An 11,939-nucleotide genomic window follows, 5' to 3' on the forward strand; every position below is an offset into this window, starting at 1 on the left:
CCGCTCGAGGTGCTGCAGCCGGCCACAACCCTGGAGACTCCCATGTTCCGCACTCGTTTGCTGGCGCGCTGCGCGCTGGCCGCCTGTCTGAGCCCGGCCCTGCCGGCGGCGCACGCCCAGACCTTTCCCGTCAAGCCGATCACGTTGGCCGTCCCGCATTCTGCGGGCGGCACGTCCGACATCCTGGCCCGCACCGTTGCGGCCGAAGCCGCCAAGACGCTCGGCCAGACGATCGTGATCGACAACAAGGGCGGCGCCAACGGCACCATCGCCGCCAAGCAGGTGGCTTCGGCCGCGCCGGACGGCTACACGCTGCTGCTGGCCACCGCCAGCACGCACGGCATCAACCCGTCGCTGTACTCGCGCATTTCGTACGACGCGGTCAAGGACTTCACGCCGGTCACGCTGCTGGCCACCGTGCCCAACGTGCTGGTCGTCGGCCCCAACGTCAAGGCCAAGAATGTGCAGGAGCTGATCGCGTTCATCCGTTCGCAGGGCGACAAGACCAACATGGGCTCGGCGGGCGCCGGCACGCCGGGGCACCTGGCGGGCGAGATGTTCAAGAGCGAAGCGAAGCTGGAATTCACGCACGTGCCGTACAAGGGCGGCAGCCCCGCGATCACGGACCTGATCGGCGGCCAGATCGACTTCATGTTCACCACCATTCCGGGCGTCCTGCCACACGTTAAGGCGGGCACGCTGCGCGCATTGGCCGTGACGTCGCCTGAGCGTTCGTCCGCGATGCCGGACGTGCCGACGATGGCCGAATCCGGCTTGCCCGGCTTTCAGGCGGTGTCCTGGCACGGCATCGTCGCGCCGGCCGGTACGCCGGACGCGGTGGTGGCCAAGCTGAATCAGGCGTTGACCGGCGCGCTGGCCTCGCCCGAGGTCAAGCAGCGCCTGCTGGAAGAGGGCGCGCGCGCCTCCAGCGTGAACACCGCCGAATTCGGCAAGTTCATCCAGACCGAGATCGCGGCGTGGGCGAAGGCGGTCAAGGACTCTGGCGCCACGGCGAATTGAGGCGGCAGGCGGTCGCGCGGCTTCTTTCAGCCTTTGAGGATTTCTGAAGACCGACGGGATTTGCCGGGCATCAGACGGGCGGGTGAGCGCGAATCCGCCATGCTAGGATGCCCCGCATGCTGATTGCCGCCTTGCTTACCTCGCTGGCCCTGACCTCGGGCCCTGCCATTGAATACGACCTTTCGTGCTTCTTTGCGGACAAGGAAGCGGAAGGCTCCCTCGAACACGTCCAGCACTGCGCCCGAACCACAAACGGTGGCGTCGAATTCCGTCCCGCCGTCATGGCGCGCATGGATTTCAGCAAGGATGGCCTGTCACCCGCAACGGCCAACGGCTCGTGGCACTGGGTGCGGCCCGACGGACGCGCCGTCGCCGTGGTCACGTTCGATAACGGCGCCGACGATTTCGAGGAAGGCCTGACGCGCGGACCGTGGGCGGGCGGCATGGCCTACTACGACAGGCAACTCAACCGCGTGCTGGCCACGCCTTACGACTGGGTCGACCGCTTTGAGGGCGGTCTCGCCGCGGTGTGCAAGGGTTGCCGCATCGAACGCACGCGCGACGGCGAACACAGTTATGTCACGGGCGGAGAATGGGGCGCCATCGACCGCGAAGGGCGGCTGGCGCTGCCCATGCGGCCGGATGCGATGTCATTGCGGGCAGAGATGGAGGTGGCGCGCGGGGCGCCTCACCCGCAATAAATCTGCCGTACAGGGTGTGGGCCGCGCGTTACGGACATGCGGCTCAGCGCGCGGCCCGCGGCGCTACCGCTGGCACGGTTTGACGTTGCGCGCGCTGGCTCAGCCAGACGCTGCCCACCACCACCCCCATGCCTGCCAATTGCAGCGGCGACAGGCTTTGGCCCAGGATCGCCCACCCCAGCACCGTGGCGGACAGCGGACTCAGAAAGCCCAGCGACGACACCGCAGCGGGTTCCAGCCGCGCCACCCCGCGGAACCACAGCACATAGGTCAGCGCCGCGCCGATCAGTCCCAGCCAGGCCAGGCCCATGACGTTGACCAGCGTGAACGTCGGCAGCGGCGCCTCGGCCAGCAGCGCTGCGGGCACGAGCAGGATGCCGCCCGCCGTCAATTGCCACGACGTGAAGGTCAGCGCGGACACAGGCGGTTGCCAGCGGCGGCTCAGCACGGTGCCCAGCGCCATGGATGCCGCGCCGCCCAACCCGGCTGCAACGCCGACGGGGTCCAGCGCCGCCTTGGGCGTCAGCACCAGCAGCGCCACGCCAGCCAGGCCCGTCAATGCCGCCACCACGGACAGCCCGCGCACCGGAGCGCCCAGGAGCAGCCGGGCCAGCGCGATCACGACCAATGGCTGGATCGCACCGAGGGTGGCCGCCACCCCGCCCGGCAGGCGGTAGGCGGCGACGAACAGCAACGCCCAGAACACCGAAAAATTCAGCGCCCCAAGGACGAACACGCGCAGCCACCAGATGCCGTGCGGCAGCGCACGGACCCACAACATCAGCAGGATGCCCGCGGGCAGGGAGCGCAGCATGGCGACCGTCAGCGGATAGCCCGGCGGCAGCATCAGCGTGGTGACGACGTAGGTGCTGCCCCAGATCGTGGGGGCGAGCGCGGTCAGGAGGAGGTCGGTGTTGCGGGACATTGATCAAAGGGAAGCGGCCGGCCAGCGCGCGCAGCGCTGGCCGCCGCCTTCAATACATATGCTGCCCGCCGTTCATGGCCACGTTGCTGCCTGTCATGAACCCGGCCGCGTCGCTGCAGATGAACGCGATCAGCGCGCCGATCTCATCGGGCTCGCCCAGCCGTCCCACGGGGATCTGCGGCAGGATCTTTTCCTGCATGACCTCCGGCGGCACGGCCTGCACCATGCGCGTGGCCAGATAACCGGGCGACACGGTGTTCACCGTCACGCCCTTGCGGGCGACTTCCAGCGCCAGCGATTTGGTGAAGCCGTGGATGCCCGCCTTGGAGGCCGCGTAGTTGGTCTGCCCGAATGCACCCTTGCTGCCGTTCACCGAAGAAATGTTCACGATGCGGCCCCAGCCCCGATCCGCCATCGGCCCGCAAAGCGGCTGCGTCATGTTGAACATGGAGTCCAGGTTGCTGTGCATGACCTCGGCCCAATTCTGCGCGCTCATTTTGCGCAGGCTGGCGTCGCGCGTGATGCCGGCGTTGTTGATCAGGATGTCGATCTGGCGCCCGTCTTCTTCCAATTTGCGCGCCAGCGCCTGGCAGGCGTCGAAGTCCGCCACGTTGACCTTGTACATGGCGAAGGTGCGGCCTTTGGCGGCCTCTTCCTTGATCCATTCGCGCGTGGCGGTCTCGCTGGAATGGTAGGTGACGATGACGTCGTGGCCCGCATCGTGCAGCGCGACGGCGATGGCACGGCCCAGGCAGCCCGTCCCGCCCGTGATGAGGGCGGTTCGTTTAGCGGTCATGACGGCCTCCCTGCTGGTGGGCGTCCTGCATGGCCGCGCAGGCGGCCGCCATCTGGTTGGTCATCGTGGACCACATCTGCGCAAAGGGCGAGTTGTCGGCGGCCGCGCTGTTGGCCTGCTTGAACCATTCGCACATCGCTTCGCCCACGCCGGCGGCCATGGTGGCTTGCTCCTGCAGCGCGGCGTGCGTGAGGGCCTGGCTGGCTTCCAGTTGCGCCTGCCAGCGCTTGCGCGCGAGCTCGCCCATGGCGGGCATGACATCCTGCCAGTTGGCGGTGGGGTTCAAGGGGGAGAGGGCGGCGAGGACCTGGCCGGAGCTGTCGCCGGCCAGACGCTGGCCCATTTCGAGCCAGCGCTGCTGGCTTTCCTGCGCAAGCTGGGCCAGACGCTGGCAGAAGGCGACGTTGGCGCCGGTCAGGCCGGCGGGCAGGGAGGCATTTGCTTTCTTCATCATCCGTCCTTGTAAATGGCGTGCTAAGGGGAAACGAATACACACGAGCCTCATGCCGTCGGCAGAGGGGCTTGCCCGTCAACGATAGCCCAGCGAGCGGCGGTACGGCCAGCGTTGCGGACCCGATGTTTGCGCAAGCCGGGGGGCGCACACGCAGTTCTTGACGCAGCGCCGCACATGGTGTCCCATCGCAACGATGCAGCTGTACTAATGGCCCCCACTGCCGCGGAGACCCCTTGCCGACATCAGGCCTGATGGATCGTGTTCCCTCGTGGCGTTATCTGCCCGTGGCCTTGGCGCTGGTGCTGCCGGTGATCGCCTGCGTCGCCTGGACGTGGTGGCACGCGCAGAAGGAACAGCGCCTTGAAGCCGAGTCGGCCGCGCGCATCGTGCGGGTGCAGACGCAGCACGTCCTGACGCAGACGTGGACGCTGGCGGACCGGGTGGCGGCGCTGACGGCGCTGTCCTGCGACGAAGCGCTGCCCGACCTGCAACGCTGGGGCGCACTGAATCCGTATCTGCGGTCCCTGTTCCTGGTGCGCGGCGATCGCATCTATTGTTCGTCGGCTGTTGGCAAGATCGACTACCCGGTCTCGGAGTTTCGCAAGTGGGTATCCGACCTGCCGCCCGACCGCTGGCGCTTTACCGTGACCGGCTCGCCGCTGGCGCCCGAACGGCCGGCGATCCTGCTGGGCCGGCCCGGCGCCGAGGGACGCAGCGGCGTCGTGGTGGTCGACGGACGGTACGTACAGGATCTGCTGGACGCCGTGGCAAGCCTGCGCGATTACCGCATCGAACTGCAGGTAGGCGAGGGCGGGGCGTTCATCCACAACGATTTCAAGGGTGCGGCGGGGGCGTCGCGCGAGCTGGTCTACCACGAGACCACGGGGCACGATGGGCCCACACCGCTGACCATTCGCGTCAATGCGCCGGCTGAAGCCGTCGTGCAGGCGTGGCAGCAATTGATGATGACCTACCTGCCTGCCTGCCGCCGCACTGCTTGGATTCGGCCTGGCCGTGGTCGCTTACCGCCAGCAGGCGAACCGCCGTTCCTTCAAAGAGCAGTTGCGCCGCGCGATCCGGGCAGATGAATTCAGGGTGCATTACCAACCCGTGTACGGTCACGCAACGGGCCAGTGCAGCGGCGTCGAAGCGCTGCTGCGTTGGGAGCGGCCCGGGGTGGGATCCGTGCGGCCGGACGTCTTCATTGCCGCGGCCGAGGCCGATGGCATGATCGCCCCGCTGACGCGCCATCTGTTTACGCTGATCGAACGCGACATGCGCGGCTGGACCACGCCGCCGGGGTTTCACGTCGGAGTCAACATCGCCGCCGAGCATTTGTCATGCGCCGAGTTCACCACCGACGTCGAGCGCTTCGCCGCCAACATCGCCCATCGTGACCCGACCCTGGTATTGGAGATCACCGAACGCAGCCTGATCACCGATGACGGCCAGGCGCGGCGCAACATCGATACGCTGCGGGAGCAGGGGGTGCGTGTTGCCATCGACGATTTCGGCACCGGCCACTGCTCGCTGTCGTATCTGCAGCGCTTTCCAGTGGATTACCTGAAGATCGACAAGGGCTTCGTACATGCCATCGAACCCACTGGCGAAGACGCGCCGGTGCTGGACGTCATCATCACGCTTGCGCATCGCCTGGGCCTGGCGGTGTTGGCCGAAGGCGTTGAAACGGATCTGCAGTTCCGCTATCTCACCGGGCGCGGCGTCGCGTTCATCCAGGGCTACCTGTTTGCGCGGCCCATGCCGTCGGATCAGTTCGTGGCGTGGTACGCCAGGCACGTGCCACCGAACGCACCGGTGGGCGAGCCGCAATCGCGTTCAAGTGGTCTTGGCGTTGGATGACGGCTTGGCAAAGAACAGGTCCGTGATGGCCTGGCTGTCCATGGGTTCGCCGTTGATTGCGCGCGTCAGCATTTCCGCGCCCAGCAGTTGCACCGAAAACACCAGATCGGGCTGCACCCGGCGGATCTTCTCCAGATGCTTGCTGGTGTTGACCAGCGCCACCGTCTTGGCGCCGTCCGCGCCGGTCGCTTCCTTTGCGGCCAGCACGATGAATGCGTTTTCCGCGTCGTCGTCGCGCAGCGCCAGCACATAACGCGCTCGCGCGACGCCCGCCACGTGCAGCACGTCCACGCTGGAGGGATCACCTTCGATCAGGTCGGCGGCGGCGGGATAGTCGTGCGCCATGCCCGTTGGGACGATGACGGTGACTTCTTCGTTGCGGCTGCGCAGGCCCTGGTAGACGCTCAGCGCGAGGGGCGTCGCGCCGGCGATGATGATGTGGTTTTTTCTCATGGCCGAAGAAAACCTGCCTTTGACGAGCCGTTTCAGATTGCCGCCGATCACCGGTCCGGCGATCGCGCTGACGGAGGTGGCGAACACGGTAATGCCGAGGATGATAATCGACGCCGTGAACAGGCGCGCCGTGCCGCTATGCGGCACGATGTCGCCGTAGCCCACCGTGGACATCGAGACGATCGAGAAATACAGCGCGGTGCCCGCGTCCAGGATCGGCGGGTTGAATTCGTTGCCCAGGTATAGCGTGCCGAACACCGCGTAGATCATCAGCGACAGCACGCTGACCAGCGCAAACAGCGAGCCGGCGGTCACGCTGGCCCGGTCAAAGCGCCGCCAGTACGCCACCAGCGCAATCACCAGGACCAGCGTGTAGATGCCCAGCCCCGCGCGGCCCCCGTCGCCCAGGATGGCGAACGTGCCGATACCGATCAGCAGCACCAGCGAGAACGCCCACGCGATGCGCGCCTTAAGGATCAATCCCAGCGCAATCACCTGCAAACCGACGCCGAGCACCAGGCGTGGAATCTCCAGCAGACCGACCACGCGCATGATCTCGTGCCAGTTGTCCAGCGCGAGCCAGAACGAATACTCGCGGGCACGGACTTCGCGCAGCACCGGGTGCATGAACGCGTATCCGTCCAGCGCCACCAGGATGGCAAGGCACCAGTTTGGCGGGAAAAACGCCAGTATCTTGCGGAGGCGATGGCGCAGGGATGGCTGGGGCAGGGGCATGGAGGGGAGGGGCTTGCTATATCAATCTGGTATGGAAGACTATCAACAAAGAATTACTGGAAACGCGTCCGAGGTCCTAAACTTTCCTCATCAGGCGGCTATCCGGAAGGAACACCGCCGATATGGCAGTAACGCCCCCCAGCAGCACGGGTGGACGCATTGCCAGGCGTTGATCACGTTGCAGCCCGTGCAGGGACTAGAGACCCGGCGCAGGCCACGGTCGGACCGTGCGTGAGTAGTATGAGGCACGAATGTTGGAATCGCGTGATCCAGGTAGAAGGCATCGGTGCCGGCCGATGACTCCGGGTTCACGTGTTGTTTTAGCGCGGCGTCTTACCCTTCGGGGGCAGCGCCGCGTTTTTTTCGCCTGGCGGTCTTGCGCCGGGCGATTTCAGGCAGACGCGTTCGCGTCCGCTTCTTCGCTGCGCCAGGCTTGTTGCCCGTCCGTGCGCGCGGTTGGCGTTGACACCCGATAGTCCAGATCCAGCGTGATGTCGGCTGCAAACATGTAGCCCCATCCGTGGACCGCGCGGATCGGCAGCGTCATCTGATTGGCCGCGGCCTTGCGGCGCAGGCGGCTGATCATCACATCCACGAAGCGGCGGCGCGTGATGCCGCTGTCGGCTTCGTCCGCGCCATCGGCCAGAAAGGCGTCGCGGCTGATCTTGCGGTCGGGCGACTTCACCAGCCGCGACAGAAAATCGCGTTCACCGGTCGTCAGGCCCAGCGTCCGGCCCTTGGGGCTGATGAGCGTCCATCCCTTGTTTGCCAGCCGCCAGCCCTCCTGGGCCGGTTCTTCTATGGCTTCCGTACCCGCGCCCGGCTCCATCCCGTCCAGCCCGACCGCGCGTCGCACCAGCGCCTGCAGCACCGCCGCGAGCTCCAGGCCGGTCACGTCCGGCGGCAGGCAGGCGTCCGCGCCGCAGAGCAAGGTGCGGATACGGCTTTCGGAATCGGTGAATGGGGCGATGGCCACGATGCCCAGGCTGCGATCGATGGCGCGCAGCCGCACGGCGGCGTTGTGCACATCGGTAAGCGGGGCTTCCAGGACGACCAGCGGGCTGGGCCGGCGGGAAAATCGGTCGTAGACATCCACGAGATCGTGGCAGCGGCGGACGTTGAATCCCAGGTGGGAAAGGGACTCGACGAGTCTGGCATGCCTGGCGTCGTCATTGCCAAGAAAAATGACATCCAGCGTGTTGTTCATTGATGCTTCCAATGAGGCGCCGCGACGGGGCGCTGGCGCCTTGAAAAAGCCGGACGTCTGGCAGAGCCATGCCGTTTCCGGCCGTTGCGGCGCTTGTCCTTCCAGAGTCACGCCTGTGTTGCATTTAAACACGGGCGTGTTTTTTTGTGAAGATACGTTTCTATGGTTTCGGACGGTAACAGTCGTCCAGGGGGAAATAGCCCGGCATCCATTGAAACAGCGTTTGATCCCCGATTTGCGTCAGAAAAATATTATGTATTACCGATACATTATTTTCTCTTTCGGCCGATTTCTGCCCATAAACTCATGCGCCTTTTTTTGCTCCGATTTTGCTGCAACGTCGCGCGACGGCAGCGGTGGGATGGGCGGGCACGGCGCTGCAAGCCGATGAAAGATATGACTTTTAACGGGACGGACTGCGGCGTGAAGCGAGGGCGCGCGGCAGCATGCGCGCAAGGCCAGGGGGGCCAAGCGGCGATTTATGAATTAGCCCGGAAATTGGGGTCTAATCCCTTTATTTGGCCGTAGATTTGAAATGCTTTAATCCAAAAAAACCATACAAATTAATGTCTCAGGTTGATCGATTGGACACGTTTAGCCATCGTCTGCGCAACGCAAGAATGCTTCAGGGGTGGACTCAAAAAGACTTGGCGGTCGCAAGCAACCTGTCGCAAAGCGCTATTGGCAACTACGAAAGCGGACAGCGCCAGCAGCCGTCCAGCGAGGCGCTCATCAAGCTGACGCGCGCCCTGCGCGTCAACCCCCTGTGGCTGAGTACCGGCGAAGGGCCCATGCTCGACACGCCGTCCGGCCATGTTGCTGCGGGCAGACTGGGCGAAATCCCCGACCCGCCCGCCTGGCCCTTCGAAACCATCTCCTACGCGGCCTACGCCCGGCTTTCGCACCAGGAAAAACGGCAGATCGAGCTGGTGCTGGGCGCCTACATCAAGGCACGCGGCGAATAGTCCCCATCGGTTGCGCAGGAACCTGCGGGCGCGGCCGCACATCGGCGGGCGCGATGGCGCCGGTGCCGCGGGGATCGGTGCGCAGGCGGCTGCGCAGGCGTTCCACGGGATCCGCAATCAGGTAGTTCAGCACCGCCGAGACCCCGATGCATCCCGTGATGGCCATGGCGGCGAACAGCATGGGTTGATGCTCCTGCACATCGTGCATCAGCCAGCTGAACGCCATGATGACCAGCATGTGGCAGATGTACAGGGGATAGCTGAGTTCACCAATGGCCTTGTCCAGCTTGTGGCGCGATTGGAACAGGAATGCCAGCGGCAGCAGTGCGGCAAACAGCAGGACCGCCAGGCCATCGCGCACGGTGGGGTTGATGCCGATCGAGAAGTGCGCAACCGTATACAGGAACAGGATGCCGGTGCCCAGTTCGGGCAGTCGCTTCACGCGCTGCGTCCAGGCCTTCATGCGCGGCAGCAACACCTGATGCGACAGCGAACCGATCAGGAACAGCGCCAGCTCCGTGGGGAAAAAGCGATAGGTCCAAGGATCCGAGCGGCCGACCCCCGTCCAGATCAGGATCGCGCGCAGGGCCAGCGAGGCGGCCAGCAGCGCCAGCAACCGGCGCGGCGAGCGCAGGATGAAGGGCGCAACCAGGTAGAAGCTCATTTCCACACCAAGCGTCCACGCTTGCGGCACCAGCAGACCCTTGTAGAGCGGCACGTCGCTGTTCGCGAAGCTGCCCGTGAAGGCCAGCGCCGAATCGCGGATGCCGAAGAACATCAGCCAGTCCTGGCCGAAGATGAAGAGGTTGGAGAGGAACAGGAAGACTTCGGCGCTGAAGGGCAGGGCTTCGTAGATGCGGAAGAACGAGCCGCCGCTGACGATGTGGGCCGTCAGGGTCAGGGCCGCCACCGCCAGATAGATCGGGAAAAGCCGCAGGAAACGATTGGCGTAGAACTTGCCCGTGGCGCCCTGATAATGGTCCGTCGCCGTCAGCACGTAGGAAATGAGGAAGCCGGAAATCACATAGAAGAGCTGCACGGCAAGCCTGCCGCCGACAAGCTGATCGGCGTAGCCGCCGCCCAGGTGGTCCAGCACCACTGACAATGCCAGTAAGGTTCTCAAGAAGCCCATCGCGCATCTCCCCGGTCGATATTGTTCTCAGCCCCGATGGGCCGGACACTGCGCATGCGGTTGTCGCGGGCTCCGCTCCTCTTTCCCTGTATTACTTTTTAGGCCGGAGTCATCAACTGTCATCGATTCTGCTCGCGGCCACCCACCCCCGCCATGCGGCATTCGATGCAGAACCGGCGATCATCGGAGCTAGAACCTCCGGCTCAAGCGTGCATCTTTTGGATACGGCTGACGGACGGAGAAAATCGCGTGATGGTCCACGGGGCGGTTACATTACGACGATACGCATCAATTGGAGGCTTGCTCATGCCCAATTTCATGTCCACGCCCAGCAGAATGCTCTGCCTGGGGCTGTTGACCGCGGCCCTGGCCGGATGCGCCGGCATGACCGGCGGCGCGCGTCCCGAAGGCGCCGCTGCGGCCAGCGCGGCCACCAGCAAGGATTCGCTGGCGCAGACGAGCTGGGAACTGGTCCGCTGGGCACAACCCGGTGGCCAGCTGCGCGACATCCCGCACGGGGACAACGGCGAGCCCATCCGCCTGACGTTTCTTGCGCAGGGCAAGCAATACCAGGTCAACGGATTCTCCGGCTGCAACCGTTACACCGGCACGTACAAGCTCGAGCGCAACAAGCTCGTCATCGACGCGCCCGCCACCACGCGCATGGCCTGCGTGCCGCCCGAGCGCGCAAAGCTGGAAGCTGACTACCTGCGCGCGCTGCGCGCCATCGACACGTTCACGCTGGACAGCGGCGGCGCGCCGCGCCACCTGACGTTCAATCTGCGGGGTGGCGACGTGCTGGAGTTCGAGCGCCGCCAGGATCCGCCGACCCCCTGATTCCCGCTTCGCTGAACGATCCGAGAGACCTGCATGCGCTCATTCCTTTTCCAGCGCCGCCTGGCGTCCGGCCTGCTGTGCGCGGGTCTCGTTGCCTGCTCGCCGCCGCCGATGCGCGCGGCCGATGGCCAGGATCCGCGTTTCCAGCCGGCCTCGGCCTCCGACATCCTGGTGCAGACGAACTGGGACTTGGCGCGCTGGACGCTGCCCGGCGGCGCGCTGCGCCCCGTGCCGCATCCGTCGTCCTCCACGCGCCCGATCACGGCTGCGTTCATCCACGACCAGGGCTCGCCCCGGATGATGGGATTCAGCGGATGCAATACCTACAACGCGCCGTACACCATCGCCAATGGCCAGTTGATCGTGCGCGCCGACCCGGTGTCGACCCGCATGGCCTGCGCGCCGCAGACGATGACGCTCGAGCACGATTTCCTGGCGTCGCTCACCCGGATCACGGCCAGTTCCTTCGATAACGCCAACAATCCGCAACGCATGACGTGGAAGCTCAGCACCGGCGACACGCTGGACTTCGGGCGCCGCGCGGATCCCGTGGCGGGCGGCCAGCGCGGCCCCACCAAGCTGGTCTACGTCAACGCCGAGCGGGTGCCCTGCGACACGGCCGGTGGCCGCGGTATGTGCTATCAGGTGCGGGACAGCGCCTCGCAGCCCTGGCAGGCCTGGCCGGGCGAGATCACGGGGTTCAATTTCCAGCCCGGCGTGCACTACCGCCTGCGCGTGGTCGAGATCAATGACCCGAATGCCACCTTGGGAGCTGCCCCGCTGCGCTGGGTGCTGGACGCGGTGGTCGAGCAGCAGGTCGTCACCCGCTAGGGACGGCAGGCGGTCTGGGCGGT

At 65.5% G+C, this 11,939-nt stretch carries 14 protein-coding genes; 8 read left to right on the forward strand and 6 right to left on the reverse strand.

The window, feature by feature from the left end; all coding sequences use genetic code 11:
* Positions 1-42: 42 nt before the first annotated feature.
* Complete coding sequence (locus B2W22_RS22230; RefSeq protein WP_175122467.1) at positions 43-1,020, forward strand: Bug family tripartite tricarboxylate transporter substrate binding protein; 978 nt, start codon at positions 43-45, stop codon at positions 1,018-1,020.
* A 116-nt stretch (positions 1,021-1,136) separates the two neighbouring features.
* On the forward strand, positions 1,137-1,721 hold the full coding sequence (locus B2W22_RS22235; protein ID WP_286939585.1) for a WG repeat-containing protein: 585 nt from the start codon (positions 1,137-1,139) through the stop codon (positions 1,719-1,721).
* A 43-nt stretch (positions 1,722-1,764) separates the two neighbouring features.
* Here B2W22_RS22235 and B2W22_RS22240 read toward each other — a convergent pair whose 3' ends face one another.
* From B2W22_RS22240 to B2W22_RS22250, 3 genes are read right to left on the reverse strand one after another with little or no spacing between them, the layout of a single operon-like run.
* Entirely contained in the window at positions 1,765-2,646 is an 882-nt protein-coding gene (locus tag B2W22_RS22240) for an EamA family transporter (RefSeq protein WP_286939586.1), read from the reverse strand.
* A 49-nt stretch (positions 2,647-2,695) separates the two neighbouring features.
* The gene (gene phbB / locus B2W22_RS22245) at positions 2,696-3,442 is read right to left on the reverse strand and encodes an acetoacetyl-CoA reductase (protein WP_175122470.1); all 747 of its coding nucleotides are present in this window, start codon (positions 3,440-3,442) and stop codon (positions 2,696-2,698) included.
* The gene (locus B2W22_RS22250) at positions 3,432-3,893 is read right to left on the reverse strand and encodes a hypothetical protein (protein ID WP_313696518.1); all 462 of its coding nucleotides are present in this window, start codon (positions 3,891-3,893) and stop codon (positions 3,432-3,434) included. The genes phbB and B2W22_RS22250 overlap by 11 nt, the downstream gene beginning before the upstream one ends.
* A 254-nt stretch (positions 3,894-4,147) precedes the next feature.
* On the opposite strand from B2W22_RS22250, the gene B2W22_RS22255 reads away from it, so the two are divergent.
* Positions 4,148-4,984 (forward strand): CSS-motif domain-containing protein, encoded by an 837-nt coding sequence (locus B2W22_RS22255; protein WP_286939587.1) that lies wholly within the window; start codon positions 4,148-4,150, stop codon positions 4,982-4,984.
* A gap of 7 nt (positions 4,985-4,991) precedes the next feature.
* Positions 4,992-5,756 carry an EAL domain-containing protein gene (locus B2W22_RS22260; RefSeq protein WP_286939588.1) on the forward strand — a complete coding sequence of 255 codons (765 nt, stop codon included), beginning with the start codon at positions 4,992-4,994 and terminating at the stop codon, positions 5,754-5,756.
* Here B2W22_RS22260 and kch read toward each other — a convergent pair.
* Together kch and B2W22_RS22270 are read right to left on the reverse strand one after the other, a co-directional pair.
* A complete protein-coding gene (kch, locus tag B2W22_RS22265) occupies positions 5,733-6,944 on the reverse strand; it encodes a voltage-gated potassium channel protein (RefSeq protein WP_175137823.1) in 1,212 nt (403 codons plus the stop codon). The genes B2W22_RS22260 and kch overlap by 24 nt on opposite strands.
* A gap of 391 nt (positions 6,945-7,335) precedes the next feature.
* Positions 7,336-8,151 (reverse strand): response regulator transcription factor, encoded by an 816-nt coding sequence (locus B2W22_RS22270; protein ID WP_175122474.1) that lies wholly within the window; start codon positions 8,149-8,151, stop codon positions 7,336-7,338.
* Here B2W22_RS22270 and B2W22_RS22275 point away from each other — a divergent pair.
* Complete coding sequence (locus tag B2W22_RS22275) at positions 8,141-8,542, forward strand: hypothetical protein (protein WP_286939589.1); 402 nt, start codon at positions 8,141-8,143, stop codon at positions 8,540-8,542. The genes B2W22_RS22270 and B2W22_RS22275 overlap by 11 nt on opposite strands.
* 175 nt (positions 8,543-8,717) lie before the next feature.
* Positions 8,718-9,116 (forward strand): helix-turn-helix domain-containing protein, encoded by a 399-nt coding sequence (locus B2W22_RS22280; protein WP_175137991.1) that lies wholly within the window; start codon positions 8,718-8,720, stop codon positions 9,114-9,116.
* Here B2W22_RS22280 and B2W22_RS22285 read toward each other — a convergent pair.
* On the reverse strand, positions 9,097-10,248 hold the full coding sequence (locus B2W22_RS22285) for an acyltransferase family protein (RefSeq protein WP_175122477.1): 1,152 nt from the start codon (positions 10,246-10,248) through the stop codon (positions 9,097-9,099). The two genes, B2W22_RS22280 and B2W22_RS22285, sit on opposite strands and share 20 nt — an antisense overlap.
* A 306-nt stretch (positions 10,249-10,554) precedes the next feature.
* Between B2W22_RS22285 and B2W22_RS22290 the strand changes: the two genes are divergently transcribed.
* Complete coding sequence (locus tag B2W22_RS22290) at positions 10,555-11,085, forward strand: META domain-containing protein (protein ID WP_175122478.1); 531 nt, start codon at positions 10,555-10,557, stop codon at positions 11,083-11,085.
* A gap of 33 nt (positions 11,086-11,118) precedes the next feature.
* On the forward strand, positions 11,119-11,916 hold the full coding sequence (locus tag B2W22_RS22295) for an META and DUF4377 domain-containing protein (protein WP_175122479.1): 798 nt from the start codon (positions 11,119-11,121) through the stop codon (positions 11,914-11,916).
* Positions 11,917-11,939: the final 23 nt, after the last annotated feature.

The organism is Achromobacter sp. UBA4530, assembly GCF_002388205.1.
GTDB lineage: Bacteria > Pseudomonadota > Gammaproteobacteria > Burkholderiales > Burkholderiaceae_B > Achromobacter > Achromobacter animicus.

Bases quoted from the DNA above. Each gene is read 5' to 3' on its own strand.
- B2W22_RS22230 (WP_175122467.1), top strand. From the start codon at position 43: ATGTTCCGCACTCGTTTGCTGGCGCGCTGCGCGCTGGCCGCCTGTCTG.
- B2W22_RS22235 (WP_286939585.1), top strand. From the start codon at position 1,137: ATGCTGATTGCCGCCTTGCTTACCTCGCTGGCCCTGACCTCGGGCCCT.
- B2W22_RS22240 (WP_286939586.1), bottom strand. From the start codon at position 2,646: ATGTCCCGCAACACCGACCTCCTCCTGACCGCGCTCGCCCCCACGATC.
- phbB (WP_175122470.1), bottom strand. From the start codon at position 3,442: ATGACCGCTAAACGAACCGCCCTCATCACGGGCGGGACGGGCTGCCTG.
- B2W22_RS22250 (WP_313696518.1), bottom strand. From the start codon at position 3,893: ATGAAGAAAGCAAATGCCTCCCTGCCCGCCGGCCTGACCGGCGCCAAC.
- B2W22_RS22255 (WP_286939587.1), top strand. From the start codon at position 4,148: ATGGATCGTGTTCCCTCGTGGCGTTATCTGCCCGTGGCCTTGGCGCTG.
- kch (WP_175137823.1), bottom strand. From the start codon at position 6,944: ATGCCCCTGCCCCAGCCATCCCTGCGCCATCGCCTCCGCAAGATACTG.
- B2W22_RS22270 (WP_175122474.1), bottom strand. From the start codon at position 8,151: ATGAACAACACGCTGGATGTCATTTTTCTTGGCAATGACGACGCCAGG.
- B2W22_RS22280 (WP_175137991.1), top strand. From the start codon at position 8,718: ATGTCTCAGGTTGATCGATTGGACACGTTTAGCCATCGTCTGCGCAAC.
- B2W22_RS22285 (WP_175122477.1), bottom strand. From the start codon at position 10,248: ATGGGCTTCTTGAGAACCTTACTGGCATTGTCAGTGGTGCTGGACCAC.
- B2W22_RS22290 (WP_175122478.1), top strand. From the start codon at position 10,555: ATGCCCAATTTCATGTCCACGCCCAGCAGAATGCTCTGCCTGGGGCTG.
- B2W22_RS22295 (WP_175122479.1), top strand. From the start codon at position 11,119: ATGCGCTCATTCCTTTTCCAGCGCCGCCTGGCGTCCGGCCTGCTGTGC.